The organism is Streptomyces sp. HSW2009 (assembly GCF_040240285.1).
In the GTDB taxonomy this organism is placed as follows: Bacteria; Actinomycetota; Actinomycetes; order Streptomycetales; family Streptomycetaceae; genus Streptomyces.
In genome coordinates this window covers 1-16,852 of record NZ_JBEHZD010000115.1, presented here as the reverse complement: position 1 = coordinate 16,852, position 16,852 = coordinate 1, and the positions used below count along the sequence as shown (strand labels likewise).

General features: G+C 73.6%; 14 protein-coding genes and 1 pseudogene. 9 read left to right on the top strand and 6 right to left on the bottom strand.

The annotated features are described in order from the left end of the window. Positions 1–1,864, top strand: a 1,864-nt coding sequence (locus tag AAHZ94_RS11790) for an ATP-binding SpoIIE family protein phosphatase (protein ID WP_349992779.1), incomplete at its 5' end; no start/stop codon positions are given. Here the strand turns inward: AAHZ94_RS11790 and AAHZ94_RS11785 are convergent. From AAHZ94_RS11785 to AAHZ94_RS11775, 3 genes are read right to left on the bottom strand one after another with little or no spacing between them, the layout of a single operon-like run. Then, positions 1,810–2,106, bottom strand: coding sequence for a hypothetical protein (locus AAHZ94_RS11785; RefSeq protein WP_349992778.1), 297 nt, complete (start codon positions 2,104–2,106; stop codon positions 1,810–1,812). The genes AAHZ94_RS11790 and AAHZ94_RS11785 overlap by 55 nt on opposite strands. Positions 2,107–2,137: 31 nt before the next feature. Then, positions 2,138–2,575, bottom strand: a complete 438-nt coding sequence (locus tag AAHZ94_RS11780) for a YunG family protein (RefSeq protein ID WP_349992777.1) — start codon at positions 2,573–2,575, stop codon at positions 2,138–2,140. Positions 2,576–2,605: 30 nt separating this feature from the next. Continuing rightward, positions 2,606–3,568: a D-2-hydroxyacid dehydrogenase family protein gene (locus AAHZ94_RS11775; protein WP_349992776.1), complete on the bottom strand. Its 963-nt coding sequence runs from the start codon at positions 3,566–3,568 to the stop codon at positions 2,606–2,608. 655 nt (positions 3,569–4,223) lie between these two features. On the opposite strand from AAHZ94_RS11775, the pseudogene AAHZ94_RS11770 reads away from it, so the two are divergent. Beyond that, positions 4,224–4,757, top strand: a pseudogene (locus AAHZ94_RS11770) (YbhB/YbcL family Raf kinase inhibitor-like protein); the annotation flags it as partial. Positions 4,758–5,303: 546 nt separating this feature from the next. On the opposite strand, the gene mtnC reads toward AAHZ94_RS11770, so the two are convergent. Genes mtnC through mtnB form a run of 3 tightly spaced genes read right to left on the bottom strand, consistent with a single transcriptional unit; the run spans position 5,304 to position 8,378 of the window. Continuing rightward, entirely contained in the window at positions 5,304–6,068 is a 765-nt protein-coding gene (mtnC, locus tag AAHZ94_RS11760; RefSeq protein ID WP_349992775.1) for an acireductone synthase, read from the bottom strand. After that, positions 6,065–6,649 (bottom strand): 1,2-dihydroxy-3-keto-5-methylthiopentene dioxygenase, encoded by a 585-nt coding sequence (locus AAHZ94_RS11755; RefSeq protein ID WP_349992774.1) that lies wholly within the window; start codon positions 6,647–6,649, stop codon positions 6,065–6,067. Before AAHZ94_RS11755 ends, mtnC begins: the two co-directional genes overlap by 4 nt. Before the next feature lie 4 nt (positions 6,650–6,653). After that, complete coding sequence (gene mtnB, locus AAHZ94_RS11750) at positions 6,654–8,378, bottom strand: methylthioribulose 1-phosphate dehydratase (RefSeq protein ID WP_349992773.1); 1,725 nt, start codon at positions 8,376–8,378, stop codon at positions 6,654–6,656. Between the two features lie 1,244 nt (positions 8,379–9,622). Here mtnB and AAHZ94_RS11745 point away from each other — a divergent pair. From AAHZ94_RS11745 to ssuE, 7 genes are all read left to right on the top strand, one after another. Further along, positions 9,623–10,750, top strand: coding sequence for an LLM class flavin-dependent oxidoreductase (locus AAHZ94_RS11745; protein WP_349992772.1), 1,128 nt, complete (start codon positions 9,623–9,625; stop codon positions 10,748–10,750). Next, positions 10,747–11,301 carry a GNAT family N-acetyltransferase gene (locus tag AAHZ94_RS11740; protein ID WP_349992771.1) on the top strand — a complete coding sequence of 185 codons (555 nt, stop codon included), beginning with the start codon at positions 10,747–10,749 and terminating at the stop codon, positions 11,299–11,301. Before AAHZ94_RS11745 ends, AAHZ94_RS11740 begins: the two co-directional genes overlap by 4 nt. Next, positions 11,298–12,374, top strand: a complete 1,077-nt coding sequence (locus tag AAHZ94_RS11735) for an amino acid ABC transporter permease (protein WP_349992770.1) — start codon at positions 11,298–11,300, stop codon at positions 12,372–12,374. The genes AAHZ94_RS11740 and AAHZ94_RS11735 overlap by 4 nt, the downstream gene beginning before the upstream one ends. After that, complete coding sequence (locus AAHZ94_RS11730) at positions 12,371–13,135, top strand: amino acid ABC transporter ATP-binding protein (RefSeq protein ID WP_349992769.1); 765 nt, start codon at positions 12,371–12,373, stop codon at positions 13,133–13,135. The genes AAHZ94_RS11735 and AAHZ94_RS11730 overlap by 4 nt, the downstream gene beginning before the upstream one ends. A gap of 316 nt (positions 13,136–13,451) precedes the next feature. Continuing rightward, a complete protein-coding gene (locus AAHZ94_RS11725) occupies positions 13,452–14,438 on the top strand; it encodes an ABC transporter substrate-binding protein (RefSeq protein WP_349992768.1) in 987 nt (328 codons plus the stop codon). Positions 14,439–14,539: 101 nt separating this feature from the next. Beyond that, positions 14,540–15,655, top strand: a complete 1,116-nt coding sequence (locus tag AAHZ94_RS11720) for an LLM class flavin-dependent oxidoreductase (protein ID WP_349992767.1) — start codon at positions 14,540–14,542, stop codon at positions 15,653–15,655. Between the two features lie 282 nt (positions 15,656–15,937). After that, on the top strand, positions 15,938–16,495 hold the full coding sequence (gene ssuE, locus AAHZ94_RS11715; RefSeq protein WP_349992766.1) for an NADPH-dependent FMN reductase: 558 nt from the start codon (positions 15,938–15,940) through the stop codon (positions 16,493–16,495). The last annotated feature ends 357 nt before the right edge of the window (positions 16,496–16,852 follow it).

The window sequence follows — 16,852 nt, the reverse complement described above, 5'->3', positions numbered from 1 at the left end:
CGCCCCCGGGGCGCGGCACATCCCGGCCGCGGCCGAGGCGGGCGACGGCGGCCGGTCCGACGCGGTCCCCCCCACGGGCGGCCCGCGCGCCGGCCGCGGCGGGCTCATCGTCGACCTGCGCCCCGGCCCGGCGGGCGCGGGGGCCGGGCGCGGGGGTGATCCGGCCGCCACCGGTGAGGTGGGGCTCGTGCCACAGCACGGTGGGCGGGCGGGTGGCGACGGCCCGGCCGGCGAGGCCCCGCCCCGTGCGGGGGCCGCGCCCGCGGGAGGAGAGGCCGCGCCGGCTGCTGCGGGGGCCGCGCCATTCGACGGGGAGGCCGCCCCGCTCAGCGAGGAGGGAGCCCCGCCCGGTGCGGAGACCGCGCCGCCCGGTGGTACGGATGTCCGCGCCCAAGCCTCCGCTGCGGGGCGCGCCGGTACGGGCCCCGATGCCCAGCCCGGTGATGGCGCGGGCCCCGACGCCCGGCCCGGTGATGCGCGGCCCGCCGCCTCCGCCCGTACCGGCGCAGAGGCGCTGGCCTGGGCGCGGGCCGTGCCGGGGGCGCACTCGGTGATGACGGCGCCGCTGCACGCCCGCGGCATCCTCTCCGGCCGGGTGACGGTCTGGCGTACGGACGCGATCGCCCCGTTCGACGCGGAGGACCTGACGCTGCTCGAAGAGGTGGCCGCGCGGGCCGGGCTCGCCGTCGACAACGCCCGCCGGTACACCCGCGAGCGGCGGGCCGCGGTCAAGCTCCAGCGCAGCCTGCTGCCGCCGGCGCTGACCGACGTGGTGGCGGCCGAGACCGCGAGCGTGTACCTGCCCACCGACGCCTCGCGCGGCGTCGGCGGCGACTGGTTCGACGTCATCCCGCTCTCCTCGGCCCGGGTCGCGCTGGTGGTGGGGGACGTCGTCGGGCACGGGTTGCAGGCCACGGCGACCATGGGGCGGCTGCGCACGGCCGTGCGGACGCTGGCCGATCTGGACGTGGACCCGGAGGAGTTGCTGACCCATCTGGACGACCTGGTGTTGCAGCTCACGGTGGAGGCGGACAGCGACCGGCCGGGCGTCGAGGACGGGGCGCCCAACTCGCTGACCGACTCGGTGGGCGCCTCCTGTCTGTACATCACCTACGACCCGGTGACCCGGCACTGCGTGATGGCCAGCGCCGGGCATCCGCCGCCCGCGCTGATCTGCGCGGATGGCACGGCCAGGTTCATCGACCTGGACCCGGGGCCGCCGCTGGGCGTCAGCAGCCTGCCGTTCGAGATCACCGAACTGGTCCTGCCGCCGGGCAGCGTCCTCGCGCTGTACACCGACGGGCTGGTGGAGCGCGGCACCGGTGACGTGGACGAGGGCATGGCGGAGCTGCGGACCAGACTGGTGCGGGCCGACGTGCTGAGCCGGCCGCTGGCGGGGCTGCCGCAGGAGATCGTCTCCGAGCTGCCGCCGAGCCGGCTGGCCGATGACGTGACCCTGCTGCTGGCCCGCACCCGGGTCATTCCGGAGGGCGACATCGCCAGTTGGACCCTCGCGGCCGATCCCGCGCTCGTCTCCAGCACCAGGGAACTGGTCTCCGGCCAACTCGCCGACTGGGGCCTGGCGGAGCTGACCTTCACCACCGAACTGGTCGTCAGCGAGCTGGTGACCAACGCCATCCGGTACGCGGGCGGACCGGTCGAACTGCGTCTGATCAGGGCCGGCGCACTGATCTGCGAGGTGTCCGACCCGAGCAGCACCCAGCCCAGGATGCGCCGTGCCCGCGCCACGGACGAGGGCGGGCGCGGCCTGTACCTGGTGGCCCAACTGACCAGCCGCTGGGGCAGCCGCTACACCCGGCGCGGCCAGACGATCTGGACGGAACAGCCACTGCCGGCCCCCTGACCCGGGGGGCGGGCCCCCCCCCGCCGCCCCCCGCCGCCCCCCCCCCCCCCCCCCCCCCCCCCCCCGCCCCCCCCCCCCCCCCCCCCCCCCCGCCCCCCACCCCCGCCGGCCCCCCCCCCCCCCCCCCCCCCCCCCCCCCGCCGCCGCCCCCCCCCGCGCCCCCCCGGCCGGCCCCTCCCCCACCGGCTGACTCCCACCGACCGGCCCGGCACCGACCGCTCCGGCGCCGGCCGAACCAGCACGGACCGCCCCGCCGGGTAGTCAGCCAGGCGGTCAGCCCGTCAGCGGCTGGAGCGGGGCAACCTTCACCGCGCCCGTCGGCCGCTCCGGTATCCGGGGCAGCTTGGCCAGCACCCGCTCCCGCAGCAGCTCGTACTCCGCGCGCAGTCGTACGATCTCGGCCGGGCGGGGGATGATCACGCCGGCGCTGACGATCTCCTCCGGGGCGAACTGCTCCCGGGTCAGGTCGATCTCGATGCCCATGCCCAGCCGGTTCCACCAGTGGAAGTCGGTCTGCACGCCGGCCACGTGCACCTCGCCGCGGATCAGGTCGCCGCCGAGCAGGTCGTTGAGCACCATGGCGGTGACCCCGCACTGGTCGCGCGCCGGGTTGTCGGCCGTCCAGCGGTCCCGGTACTCCGGGGTGCAGGTGTCGGCGCCCCAGCTCGCGCGGACGGCCCGTTCGATGTCGGTCAGGAGTGAGTAGGTCATGCGCTTCAGGCTCGCACGGGGCACTGACAATCAGCCGTCGATGCGGCGCACGGGCTCCCCGGCCAGGTAGCCGCGGATGGCCTCGACCGCCTGGCCGTAGTACGTGCGGTAGTTGTTCCGCGTGACGTAGCCCAGGTGCGGGGTGGCGAGCAGGCGCGGCGCCGAGCGCAGCGGGTGGTCGGCCGGCAGCGGCTCCTCGTCGAAGACGTCCACCGCGGCGCCGGCGATGGCGCCCGCGTGCAGCGCGGCGAGCAGCGCCCCCTGGTCCACGATCGCCGCGCGCGAGGTGTTGACGAGGTATCCGGTCTGCTTCATCAGCGCCAGCTCCGGCGCGCCCAGCAACCCGCGGCTGCGGTCGCCGAGCACCAGGTGCACCGAGACGAAGTCGCTGCTGCGCAGCAGTTCGGCCAGCGAGCCGGCGTGGCCGACGCCGACCTTGGCGGTGCGCTCTGCGGTGAGGTTCTGGCTCCAGGCCACGACGTCCATGTCGAAGGCCCGGCCGACCGCGGCGACCCGGCTGCCGATCTTCCCGAGGCCGATCAGCCCGAGCCGCTGGCCCGCGAGGTCGGCGCCGACGGTGCTCTGCCAGGGGCCGCCGGCCCGCAGCGTCTCGTTCTCCGGCACGATGCCGCGGGCCAGGCCGAGCAGCAGCGCCCAGGTCAGCTCGACCGGCGGGGTCGAAGAGCTCTGGGTGCCGCAGACGGTCACCCCGTGGGCCGCGGTGGCGGCGAAGTCGATGACGGAGTTGCGCATGCCGGAGGCGACGATCAGCCGCAGCCTGGGCAGCCGGGCGATGAGCGAGGCGGGGAAGGCCACCCGCTCGCGCAGCGTCACCACGATGTCGAATTCGGCCAGCGCGGCGGCGAGTTCGTCCTCCGTCCGCAACGCGTCGGCGAAGCTGACGACCTGTACGTCGTCGCCGAGTACGGCCCAGTCGGCGCTGGTGGCGGCGGCACCCTGGAAGTCGTTGAGCACGGCGCAGCGGAGCGGCATCGCGGTGTTCCCCCTCGTGGTCGGTTCATGGTCGCTGGCACCTGCTTACCGCATCGACTTCCACCGCCCACACCCGCCCCCACCTGCGACGCGCTGCGGGTTCTGAGGGCTGCGGTTGCGGTGGAGCGGGCCGTGGATGGCCCGGCGCGGTGCGGCGCCCTCGGCCGGCTGTGGTGCAGCCGGGCCGGCCGGCGGCGCCCTCTCGCCTCTCCGTTCCCTCGCCCCCTCGCCCCATCTCCTCGTCACGCCGACGTCCCGGCGCCCGCACCCCGCACCCCGCACCCCGGCATGGAACCTCGTCACGCATCGCAGTGCACTGGCCGAAAGCCGCCGGTCGGGCCGTGGGGAGGGGACGATTCACGGGCGTCGACCGTGGTTCTGGTGGCGTGCGGCGGCGAGTTCGTCCGCGGCACACGGTCGTACGCGGGAGAACGGGCCCGCACCCGGACCGTCCGAGCCAACCCGGGCCAGGCCCAACCCTAATAATCGATTATCAATGTTATGGTCGATCAACCGGGCGACAAGCGGGGCGGCACGCCGACAGAGCCCGTACCAACAGCCCACGCCCGCCCACCCGGTGGTCGGCGGTCCGCCGCCGCTCGCACGCCAGCCGCCCCGTCGCCCACTCCCCGCACGGTTCGAAAGGAACGACGCGATGAGCGCCAACGACCCGTTCGCCCGCCTCCCGGAGGCGGCCTCCTTCACCGTCACCAGCAACACCGTCACCACCGGCAGGCCCTGGCCGGCCGCGCAGTACTCCGGGATCTTCGGCGTGCCCGGCGGGCAGGACGTCTCCCCGCACCTCGCCTGGCACGGCGCCCCCGCGGGCACCAAGAGCTACGCCGTCACCGTCTTCGACCCCGACGCGCCCACCGGCTCCGGGTTCTGGCACTGGGCGGTCGCCGACATCCCCGCCTCCGTCACCGAACTCGCCGCCGACGCCGGCGACGAGTCGGGTGCCGGGCTGCCCGCCGGCGCCTTCGCGCTCCGCAACGACGCCGGCACCAGCCGCTTCATAGGCGCCGCGCCGCCGGCCGGCCACGGTCTGCACCGCTACTTCGTGGTGGTGCACGCGCTCGACGTGGCGACCATCGGCGTGCCGGCCGACGCCACCCCGGCCGCCCTCGGCTTCGCCATGTCCGGCCACACCCTGGGCCGCGCCCACCTCACCGCCACCGCGCTGACGCCGCCGCTGCCCGCCGGCCCCGAGCGGGTCGAGGTCTCCCGGCTGATCCCGGCCCCGGCCAGTGCGGTCTTCGCGGTGCTGGCCGATCCGCAGGGCCATGTGGACATCGACGCTTCGGGGATGCTCATCGACGCCGAGGGCGCGCGGGTCACCGCCGTCGGCGACCGGTTCACGGTGCAGATGGACCGGGAGGCGCTCGGTGACCGGCCGCTGGGCAAGTACGCCGTCGAGGTCGTCATCACCCGCTACGCCCAGGACGTGGAGATCGCCTGGACCGTCGAGGGCAAGCTCGCCCTCCCCAACCCCCGGCACGTCTTCGGCTACCGCCTCGCGCCGACCGCCGAGGGCACCCGGGTCACCTCGTACTACGACTGGTCCGAGGTCGGTGACGAGTGGCGCAGTCGGGTCACCTTCCCGGTGATCCCCGAGTCCGCGCTCAGGGCCACCCTCGGCATCCTGGAGCGCACCGTCCGCCGCCGGACCGCGGACTGACCCCTGGCCGGCCCGCGGCCTGATCGCGGGCCGGCGGCCCCGCCCGACCGGCCCGCGTCAACGGGCCTCGGCCACCCCCTCCGCGCCCGCCGGGTCCGTCGGTTCAGACAAGCCCGGCGGGTCCGGCGCCAGCACCCGGCTCAGGTCCGCCACCGTGACGTGGCCCGCCACCCGGTCGCCGCGCGGATCGCCCGGGCGGCGTACGGCGCAGGTCAGCCAGCCCGCACGGGCCGCCGCGTCCAGTTCGTCCGCCACGTCGCTGAGGAACAGCGTGGCCCCCGCCGGCACGCCGATGTGGTCCGTGATGGTCCGGTAGGAGGCGGCGAGCCGCTTGCCGCCGGCGCTGTGCAGGTCGAAGTAGCCGCAGAGCAGGCCGGTGAGGTCGCCGTGGGCGGTGTGGGCGAACCAGTTGCGCTGTGCCGAGACCGAGCCCGAGGAGTAGACGTAGCGGTCGATGCCGGCCCGCGCCCACCGGGCCAGCGCCGCCGGCACGTCGTCGTAGACGTGCCCGGTCAACTCGCCGCGCGCGTAACCGTCCGCCCAGATCAGCCCCTGCACCTCCTTCAGCGGCGGCGCCTTGACGTCCGCGTCGAGCCAGCCGACCAGCGCGGTCGCCGCCTCCTGCGCGGTGAGGTCGGGCCGGCCGGTGTGCGCCCGGACGCCCGCCAGGACCCGGCCGTGCTCCGGCGTGCCCCGGCGGTCGTCGAGCCAGGGCACGATGCGCTCCCTGGCGTACGGGAAGAGCACCTGGTGGACGTGGGATGCGGAGCCGGTGGTGCCCTCGATGTCGCAGACCACGGCGCGCGGCAGCCCGCTCATCATCCGGTCGGTTCCGCGGCGAGCAGGTCATCGAGCAGCGGGAAGCGCCGGGCGATGGTCTCACCCGTGAAGTCGCCCACCCAACCGTCCTCCTGGGCGAAGAAGCGGATCGCCACGAACTCGGGGTGCGGGCCCATGTCGAACCAGTGCCGGGTGGCGGCCGGCACCGACAGCAGATCGCCCGCCTCGCACAGCACCGCGTACACCCGGCCGCCAAGGCGCAGGTAGAAGCAGCCGCTGCCGTGGGCGAAGAATCTCACCTCGTCCTCGGCGTGCCGGTGTTCGTCCAGGAAGGTGCCGCGGGACTGCGCCACCCGTTCCCGCCAGGCCGGGTTCTCCTCGGGCAGCAGCGTCGCCACGTCCACCAGGCGCAGCCCGGCCCGTGCCCTGAGCTGCGCCCCCTCGGTGGCGTACCGGGCGAGCACCGCGTCGTCCCCGGTGTCCGCGTCGATGGCGCCGCGCACCGGCCAGCGCTCGAACAGCACCCCGTGCGCCGCCAACTCCGCTGCGATGAGCTGGTGGTCGCGGGTGCGTAACAGGGTCCGCTGGGGTGCGTCGTCCGGCATGACCTGGAGCAGGGTCATGGGGTCACCTTCCTTCGTGGTACGCGGCGAGCGCCGGGTCTTGGGTGAGCAGCAGCAACTGGCAGATGGCCTCCAGGCACTCCAGCCGGTCGCGGGCCTGGGCCAGGTCCCGGCCCCAGGCGGTGATGCCGTGGTCGGCGATGAGCAGCCCGGGCGGCGGGTCCACGGCACCGGCCAGGTACCCGGCGACGTCCCGTGCGATCGCGGACACCTCGGGCCAGTTGGGGAAGACGGGCAGTTCCGTGCGGGAGGGGTCGGCGAGGCCGAGGCCCTTGAGCAGTTCGAGGCGCTCGACGGGCAGGGTGCGCGGCAGTCCGGGGTGGCCGACGCGGGTGGCGGTCGCGGAGGCGTACGGGGCGTGGACGTGGATCACCGCACCGGCGCGGGTCGTCTGGTACACGGCGCGGTGGATGGCGGTCTCGGCCGACGCGCGCACCGGCCCCGCACCCACTTCGGCGCCGGTGTCGAGCCGCACGGCGACCATGTCGCGCTCGGTCAGCTCGCCCTTGGGCCGCCCGCTCCCGGTGATCACCACGGTGTCGCCTCGGCCGCGCACCGAGAGGTTGCCCGCGGTGCCAGGCATCCAGCCGCGGTCGTACAACGTGCGTGCGTATTGGGCGAGTTGGTGCCGCATGGAGTCGGGCTCCGGCGCGCCCACGCGCGGGCCCGCGTCCGGTACGGCCGGCCCCTGCGGCCGGCGCGGCAACCGGCGCCGCGGCCAGCACGTCCGCCGCTCCGTGACGATCGCGGTGATCAACTCGGCCGGGGTGCGGTCGAAGGCCGGACGGTACGCGCCGGACCCCGGCGGCGCGCTGGGCCCCCCGGCGAACGGGGCGACCCCGGCGGGTTCGCGCTCTTCGCCGACGAGGGCGGAGCCGTCGGCAAGGGCCTGGGCCACGCTGGATTCGGGCGCGACCACCACGAAGGGGATGCCGTGCCGGGCGGCGGCGACGGCCAGCGCGTAGGTGCCGGTCTCGTTCACCACGTCGCCGTTGGGCGCGACCAGTTCGGCGCCCACCAGCACGCAGTCCACCAGTCCCGCGGCCATCGCGGCGGCAGCGGCGGAGTCCGCGCACAGCCGGTGCGCCACGCCGGCCCGCGCCAACTCCCCAGCGGTGTGCCAGGCCCCGCCCGGCAGCGGTCCGGCCTCGCCCACCAGGACCTCGCGCACCTCGCCGCGGCCGGCGAGTTCGATGACGGCGCCCAGTGGCGCACCGACCGTCGCGGCGGCAGGCCGGCCGGCGGCGCCGTGCGTGAGCAGCCGCATCGGCCGCCCGGCGACCCGGGAGAGCACCAGGTCGCAGGCGCGCGAAGCGGCGGCCCGGTGCACGGCCGCGTCCTCGTCCAGCAGCGCGAGCGCCTCGGCGAGCACCGCATCGGGCCCGTCGGGCAGCCGGGCGAGAACCCGCCGCACCGCCCGGGTCAGGTGCGCCGTCGCACGCCCTGCCGCCGCGATCCGCACGGCGTCGGCCCGTACCGCCGTCTCGTCCACGTCGTCGGCGGTGCGGTGCCGGTGGGCGGAGAGTGCCACGCCGAGGGCGCCGGCGAGGCCGATCGCGGGCGCCCCCTGGATCGCGAACGAGCGTACGGCCGCGATGAGTTGGTCCACGGTCCTAAGGCGCAGGGTGCGGTGCGCGCCGGGCAGGGCCCGCCGGTCGACGGCGAGAACGGCGCCGTCACCCCAGCGGAGCGAGCGCCCACCGTCCACACCTGGTCGTTCCGCGTCCACCTCTTGCCTCCCCTCGCGCCGCCCCCGAACGATGCGGACGGACAACCGCCCGCCGCGTAGGACACCGGCTGTCGTCGGCCGGGCCCTGGCTGCGGCCTCACTCCCGGCCCGGTCTCACCCCCGGCCCCGGTTCCGACCTGGTCTCAACCTCGGCCCACAGACCGCCATCGTGCGGTCCGGCACCGGGACCCGACGCCACGCCGCACCGCGACAGACGGCCCGCGCTGCCGCACATGCCACCCGGCACCGACCATCGGCCCCCCTTCACCGCTCACCGACCGCCGACACCAGCAACCAGCAACCAGCCATCGACCACCGCCCATCGGCCAACAGCCACTGCAAAGCCCCGCACACCCACCCCACATCGTCCCCACCCACCGGCGGGTCCAAGACTCCTCGGGCCCACCCTGCCACCAACCCCGCCGCCGGTCAGCCCCGCGCGCACGCCTCGCCTGCAACGGGTGGAGCGGCCCAACGCCCCACGCCCCGGCGGCTCGTGGTCGAAAGACGGCGCCCCACCAACGTACGCGACACAGGCCGAAACGCGGCCACCCCGATCCGCCCGACAACCCACCCCACCCCCCGAGCACACCCCTCGGCGTCACCCCGACACACCCACGGCGACACCCCGCAGCAACACCGCCGGGGCACGTAACTCGGCCACCACCCACCCGCCACCAGTAAGCAGGCATATCGCACCACACACCGCAAACTTCCCCATCGTGCAACAGGGACGCGAGCCGTCCGAACACCCCGCCACCGGCCACTCCCCGGCACGCATATCGCCCAAGAAGCGGTCATTCTCTGTCCGGCATCCGGGCAGATAGTTGACGGGAACCATAAACTCCTGGTCCATTAGGTTCGTGAAGGAACAGCCGCGTTTGGTCACCCGCGACCACATCGACTTCGGTCGGGTGTGGTCCGCCGCGTGTTGCCGCTAAGGCGGCAACGGGCCCTGTGATCGGCCCTTTCCTCGTTCGGTAGCCCCGTCGCGGGCCCCCCTTCGCCCACCTCACCGCAGCACGCCACAGCCGGGCGACCGGTCCGCCCCGGCTGGCGCTGCGGACGTACGGTGCACCGCCTCCCCTCGCCCTGCGGGACCGCCACCCGGCGCCCCGCTCCCCCGCGCACCGCGCTCCTCGCGCCTTGCTCGTCCACCACCACCTCACCCGTCATGTCGCGCTGCCCGTAAGGCAATTGGCGCGCCATGCCGTTCGCCCCCCTTGCGTGAAAGGCCATTTCCCATGCCCGTGGAGTTCCTTGGCATCGCTGCCACCAACGACGGCTCCGAGACCACCGCACGCTCCGGCGCCGCGTTCGACCGGGCCTACACGCTCCGGCTCGCCCGGGCGCACGAGGAGAACGGCTGGGACCGGGTGCTGTTCGCCTACGGCTCCGGCTCGCCCGACCCCGCCCCGGCCGCGGCGTACATCGCCAGCAAGCTGGACACGTTGCACATTCTGCTCGCGCACCGGCCCAACGTGTCCTACCCGACCTTCGCCGCCAAGACCTTCGCCACGCTGGACCAGATCAGCGACGGGCGGCTCACCGTGCACTTCATCACCGGCGGCAGCGACCACGAGCAGCAGCGCGAGGGCGACACGCTCACCAAGGACGAGCGCTACACCCGCACCCGCGAGTACATCGAGATCGTCAAGAAGATCTGGACCACCCACGAGCCCTTCGACCACGAGGGCGAGCACTACCGGTTCCACGACTTCGTCTCCGACGTCTTCCCCGTCCAACAGCCGCGCCCTGGCGTGTCGTTCGGCGGCTCCTCACCCGCCGCGTACGAGGCCGGCGGCGCCGAGGCGGACATCTACTGCCTGTGGGGCGAACCGCTGGCCAAGACCGCGGAGCAGATCGAGGCGGTACGGGCCGCTGCCGCGGCGGCCGGCCGCACCGATGTGCCGCGCATCCAGGTCGCCTTCCGGCCGATCATCGCCCCGACCGAGGAGTTGGCCTGGGAGAAGGCGCACCGTACGGTCGGCGCCATCCGGGAGCGGCGGGAAGCGGGCCTGGTGCGGCACCGGCGCGGCGGCGCGCCGGAGAACACCGGCTCGCAGCGGCTGATCGCCATCGCCGAGGCCGGCGAGCGCTACGACCGCGCCCTGTGGACCCCGACCGCGGCTGCCACCGGCGGCGCGGGCAACTCCAACGCGCTGGTGGGCACGCCCGAGACGGTCGCCCAGGCGCTGCTCGACTACTACGACCTCGGCGTCGACATCCTCTCGGCGCGCGGCTACGACCTGCTGGACGACGCGATCGACTTCGGCCGCTACGTCATCCCGATCGTCCGCGAAGAGGTTGCCAAGCGGGACGCCGCCGGCGCGCCGCGCGGCCCGCAGACCCTTGCGGCGGTGGGCGCATGACCTCCGTGGCGCAGCACCCAACCGATCTGACGGTCATCACCGTCCCGGTCTCACACCCGCTGGTCAGACCGCTGCTCCAGGAGTTGGGCGAGGAGTACAGCGCGCGCTACGGCAGCGACGCGGACACCGAGTTGACCCGCTACCCCGACACCGAGTTCACCCCCGAACACGGCGGGGTGCTGCTCCTCCTCCTGGAGCGCGGCGAGCCGGTGGCCGGCGGCGCCTTCCGCCGCTACGACGCCGCATCGGCCGAGCTCAAGCGGATCTGGACGCATTCGGCGCACCGGCGCCGCGGGCTCGCCCGGCGGGTCGTCGAGGAGCTTGAGCGGGTGGCGGCCGAGCGCGGCTACCGGCGGATCTACCTGACCACCGGGCCGCGCCAGCCGGAGGCCCGCGGCCTGTACCTGGCCACGGGTTACACAGCGCTGTTCGACACCGAGGCCGACCCGGAGACCATCGGCCCGCTGCCGTTCGAGAAGTTCCTGCCCGGCGCGGCGCGGCACGACGGCCCGACCGGCTCCCCCGACCAGCTCCACCCCGAGCCGTCATGAGCCGGCAGACGGCGGTGGGCACCACCACCGGGACGGGCATCAAGGCGGACACCGGGAAGAGCACCGGGACGGACGCCGGGGCGAGCACCGCGCCGGCGCCGGACGCCCCCGGCGCGAGCGGGCCGCACCAGGAGTCCGACGGCGATCCGACCGCGCTCAAGGTGGTCCCGACCCGGCACTACGGGCGGTGGGCCGCGGCCGTGGCGGTGCTGGTGGTCCTGGTGCAGTTCGGGTACGGGCTGGCGACCAACCCGGTCTGGGAGTGGGACGTCTTCCGCGCCTACGTACTCTCCGACTCGATCGTGCAGGCGGTCGGGATGACCCTCCAACTCACGGCGTACGCAACGGGGTTGGGGTTCCTGCTGGGCACCGTGCTGGCGTTCATGCGGCTCTCGCAGAACCCGGTGCTACGGACCGTTGCGTGGGGATACATCTGGATCTTCCGGTCCATTCCGATGATCGTGCAGTTGGTGTTCTGGTTCAATCTGAGCGCCCTGTACGAGCGGCTCGGGCTCGGCATTCCGTTCGGCCCGGTGTTCTGGTCGGTCAACAGCAACGACCTGATCGGCACCATCGGCGCCGCGCTCATCGGTCTTTCGCTGCACCAGGCCGCGTACTCCGCCGAGATCGTGCGCGGCGGCGTGATCTCCGTCGACCAGGGCCAGTTGGAGGCGGCGGCTGCGCTCGGCATCCCGCGCCTTCGACAGATCCGGCGCATCATCCTGCCGCAGGCCATGCGGGCGATCCTGCCCACGGCCGGCAACGAGATCATCAGCCTGCTCAAGGGCACGTCGGTGGTGTACGTGATGGCGATCGGCGAGCTCTTCTACCAGGCGCAGGTGATCTACGGGCGCAACGGGCACGTGATTCCGCTGCTGATGGTCGCCACCGCCTGGTACGTCTTCCTGACCTCGGTGCTCTCGGTCGCCCAGTACTACGTCGAGCGGCGCTTCGCCCGGGGCACCAACCGCACCCCACCGCCGACCCCGCTGCAACGCGCCCGCCGCTTCGCCACCCAACTGCGGTCCGCGGCACAGGAACGGCCGACCAACCCTGCGGGAGGTGCCGCATGAGCGCGGTGATGGTGGACGTCCGCGGCGTCCACAAGAGCTTCGGGCCGCAGAAGGTGCTGCGCGGCGTCGACCTCCAGGTGCGGGCGGGTGAGGTCACCGTGGTCCTCGGCCCCTCCGGGTCGGGCAAGTCCACCCTGCTGCGGGCCATCAACCACCTGGAGAAGGTCAACCGGGGGTCGATCAGCATCGACGGCGAGCTGATCGGCTACCGGCGCTCCGGCGACAAGCTGTACGAGCTGCGCGAGAAGGACGTCCTGCGGCAGCGCACCCACATCGGGTTCGTCTTCCAGAACTTCCATCTCTTCCCGCACCTGACCGCGCTCGACAACATCATCGAGGCGCCGCTGTCGGCACTGCGGCTGCCCCGCAAGGAGGCGGTGGCGCGGGCGGAGCGGCTGTTGGAGCGGGTCGGCCTCGCCGACAAGGCGGGCAGCTATCCGCGCCAGCTCTCGGGCGGGCAGCAACAGCGGGTGGCGATCGCCCGGGCGCTGGCCCTGGAACCGAAGGTGCTGCTGTTCGACGAGCCGACCTCGGCGCTCGACCCGGAGCTGGTGGGCGAGGTACTCGAAGTCATCAAGGGGCTGGCGCGGAGCGGCACCACGATGGTGGTGGTCACCCACGAAATCGGCTTCGCCCGCGAGGTCGCCGACACGGTGGTCTTCATCGACGGCGGGGTCATCGTGGAGCAGGGCCCGCCCGCCGCCGTCCTGGACAGCCCCCGCCACGAACGCACCCGCGCCTTCCTGTCCAAGGTGCTCTGACAGGTCGAGGTGCTATGACCGGTCGAGGTGCTATGGCCGGCCGCCGCTCGCAGGCTCAGCGAGCCCCTCGCCACCGGCCCCCGACGACGACACACCCGGCACCCCCGACACCCCGGCAAGCCACGGCCCTGCCACACCCACAACCCAGCCATCCCGTAACCCTGCCGCACCCGCAGCCCGGCACCCCGGCGCCCCCAGGCAGTCCGCAACCCTGCCGGCCACCCAACCCAGCAACCCCAGCCACCCCGGCAACGGCCATGGCAACCCACCAGCCACCCACCACCGCCACGCCTCGCCCGTAGGCAAGGAGACACCCATGCGCACCACCACCCTCTGGACCCGTACCGCAGCGGCGACGATCACCCTCGCCGGCTCCCTCACGCTCGCCGCGTGCGGCAACCCATCCGAGGGCGGTTCCACCGAGGTCGCCGCCACCTCGGGTACCCGCACCAAGATCAATATCAGTCCGGATCAGAGACGCGTCACGACGCCCAAGGTGGACGCCATCGCCGCCAAGGTGCCCGCCGAGATCCGCGACCGGGGCACTCTCAAACTGGTCACCTCGTCCGACTCCTCCGCACCGCTCAACTTCTACGCCAACGACAACAAGACCGTCATCGGCGTCGAGACCGACATCGCGCACCTGGTGGCCGACGTCCTCGGGCTCAAGCTCCAGTCCGCCCCGGCCTCCTGGGAGAACATCTTCGTCGGCCTGTCCAGCGGCAAGTTCGACATCGGCCTCAACAACATCACCGTCACCGAAGAGCGCAAGGACATCTACGACTTCGCCACCTACCGCAAGGACGACCTCGCCTTCGAGGCCAAGAAGGGCAGCGGCTTCAAGGTCAGCGGCCCCAGCGACGTGGCGGGCAAGACGGTCGCGGTGGGCTCGGGCACCAACCAGGAGAAGCTGTTGGTGGAGTGGAGCAAGGAGAACGAGCAGGCCGGCCGCAAGCCGGTGAACATCAAGTACTACCAGAGCCAGACCGACACCAACCTGGCGCTCGCCTCCGGCCGCATCGACCTCTACCTCGGCCCCAACCCGAGCGCCGCCTACCGGGCCGCCGCCACCGGCAAGACCGAGGTCGTGGGCACCTACTCGGGCGGCGGCAAGACCATCCAGGGCCTGATCGCCGCGACCACCAAGAAGGGCAACGGCCTGATCCAGCCGGTGGCCGATGCGCTCAACGTGGTCATCAAGAGCGGTGCGTACGCCAAGGTCCTGGACCGCTGGGGCCTGGCCGGTGAGGCCGTGCCCCGCTCGGAGATCAACCCGCCGGGGCTGCCGAGGACCAACAAGTAACCCTGCGCAGCACGCCCCGGCGCCCACTTCCCACCCAGGCGCCGGGGCCCCACCTCTCCCACCCGCAACCCCCGCCCGGCCCACGCTCCGGAGGCACCCTCGTGAGATTCCAAGTCCTGACCATCGTGCAGCACGCCCCGCACCCGCTGACCGGCGAACTGAGCCCGGCCGCCGACCGGTTGGCCGAGGTGGTGGAGACCGGCGTCGCCGCCGAGGAGTGGGGTTTCGACGCCTATGCGGTCGGCGAGCGGCACGCCGGTGCGTTCCTGTCGTCGAGCCCCACCGTCCTGCTGGGCGCGCTGGCGGCCCGTACGACCCGGATCAGGCTGCTCACCGGCGTCACCGTGGTCGCCATCCTGGACCCGGTCCGGGTGGCCGAGGACTACGCCACCTTGGACCAACTCTCGCACGGTCGCGTGGAGTTGGTGGTGGGAAAGGGCGCCGAGATGGGGCACTTCGACCTCTTCGGCCTCCAGGAGGAGCACCAGTGGGAGTACCAGGCCGAGAAGTACGAGCTGCTGCGCAGACTGTGGCGGGAGGAGGAGGTGAGCTGGCAGGGCGAGTTCCGCCCGCCCCTCAGCGAGGTCACCACCATCCCCCGCCCGTACGGCCGGCGCCCGCCGCGCATCTGGCACGGCTCGGCCACCAGCCTGAACTCCCCCGAACTCGCCGCCAAACACGGTGACCCGCTCTTCAGCGCCAACGCCATCCAGCCGCGGCCGGCGTACACCCGGCTCATCGACCACTACCGCGAGCAGTTCGCGGCGCACGGCCACGACCCGGCCACCGCGTACGTGGGCGCAGGCTCGGGCGGCCTGTTCATCGCGGACACCACGCAGCAGGCGATCGCCCAGTTCAAGGAGTTCTACGAGGCCCGGGTGCGGCAGAGCTACAAGCCGCATCTGGCGGGCAAGCCCGGCTACAACACGCCCTTCCGCACCATCGAAGACGCCATCGCCGACGGCCCGCACCTCATCGGCAGCCCGCAGCAGATCATCGACAAGATCCTCGACTTCCACCAGGCGTACCGGCACGACCTCCAGTCCATCACCGTCGACGGCTCGGGACTCGGCCTGCCCGCGCAGATCGAGCAACTCCAGCGCTTCGCCGAGGAGGTCGCCCCTGCGGTACGGCAGGCTGCGCCCACCACGCTGTGGCAGCGCCCGGCCGCCGAGGAACGGTCCACAGCGGAAGAGCGGTCCGAACTCCCCGCGTAGGGCGGCGAACGCGCAACGCCTCGTACGCACAACGGGTCGTACGCGCATCACGGCGTACGCGCACCACGCCGCAGCGGACCACAGCGAACGCGAACCACCGACCGCAGCCACCCCTGACACGGCCCAAACCGAAACACCACCCACCCGGACACCACCCCGCCGGCCCCGCCCCTTCCCCCTTCCGCTCCGATTCGCGCCGCACCACCCGCACCACCGAGCCGGACGCGCACCGCGCCCGGCCCGCCCCCGTGCACTCCACCAGCAGTCCGAAAGGTCCTTCCCATGGCCACCGTCCTGTCCGTCTCCGGAAGCCCGTCCGCAACCTCCCGCACCGCACGGCTGCTCCGGCACTTCGACGCCCGACTCGCCAGTCACGGGCACCAGGTCTCCGCCCTCGACGTGCGCACCCTGCCGGCCGACGCACTGCTCGGAGCCGACTTCGGGCACCCGGCGATCGCCGCGGCCACCGCCCAGTTCGCGCAGGCGGACGGCGTGGTGATCGGCACCCCGATCTACAAGGCCGCCTACTCCGGGCTGCTGAAGTCGCTGCTCGACCTGTTGCCGCAGTACGCGCTGGCCGGCAAGACCGTGCTGCCACTGGCCACCGGCGGCACCACGGCCCACGTACTGGCCATCGACTACGCGCTGCGCCCGGTGCTCAGCTCGATGGGCGCCACGCACATCGTGCCGGGCTGGTTCACGCTCGACTCGGACCTCACGGTCGGCGACGACGGCGCGCTCACCATCGCACCCGGCTCCGCGCGGGCCCTGGAGCAGGTGGTGGACCAGTTCTCGGCCGCGCTCGGAGGGCGCACCACGGTCCTCGCCGCCACCGGGTGACACGCGCCCACCCAACGCCCCGCACACCCGCACACCCGCACACCCGCACCCAGTCCAACCCAACGCGGTCCAACCCAACGCGGCCCAGCCCCGTCCAACCCCATCCGCCCCAGCCACTTCACCGGCCGCCGGCGCCCGACGCCGACGGGCAACCCGCGCCCTGTGACCCGCGCCACGAAAGGAGCCTCCGATGGGCCTCACCTTCCACTGGTTCCTGCCCACCAACGGGGACAGCCGCCATGTCGTCGGCGGCGGTCACGGCACCCCGGTCGGCGGGGGCCGCGGCCGCCGCGGCCCCCCCCCCCCGCCCCGCACCCCCCCCACCCCCCCCCCCCCCCCGGTCTCGTTTACACATCT